General features: G+C 41.2%; 1 protein-coding gene. It reads right to left on the reverse strand.

Annotated features, from left to right (window positions below; translation table 11 throughout):
- Positions 1-335: SLAP domain-containing protein (locus FC46_RS09930; protein WP_201779065.1), on the reverse strand; the 335-nt coding region annotated here is incomplete at both ends.

Consider the following 335-nt stretch of genomic DNA (forward strand, 5'->3'; position numbering starts at 1 on the left):
AAGTTAGCCTTCTTGATGTATTGGTTCTTACCAACACGGTACATTTGTGAACCGTTGATCATGAATGACTTACCGTAAGTAGTTACTTCAGTACCCTTAGTACGCTTAGTCTTAACAACCTTCTTGCCTGACTTAGTAGTGTAAGCCTTGCCGTTTGACTTGTAAACGTATGCGTTGTGCTTCAAAGTTCTCTTAGTACCGTCAATGTTACCAACCTTTACGTATTGGTCCTTGCCAGCTAACTTGTAGAACTTAGCACCGTTGATAGTTACAGGTTCAGTAACTACTGATACTGAGTTGTAAGCACGTAATGCAGGTTCTTGAGTAGCCTTACC

Source organism: Lactobacillus kalixensis DSM 16043 (assembly GCF_001434335.1).
In the GTDB taxonomy this organism is placed as follows: domain Bacteria; phylum Bacillota; class Bacilli; order Lactobacillales; family Lactobacillaceae; genus Lactobacillus; species Lactobacillus kalixensis.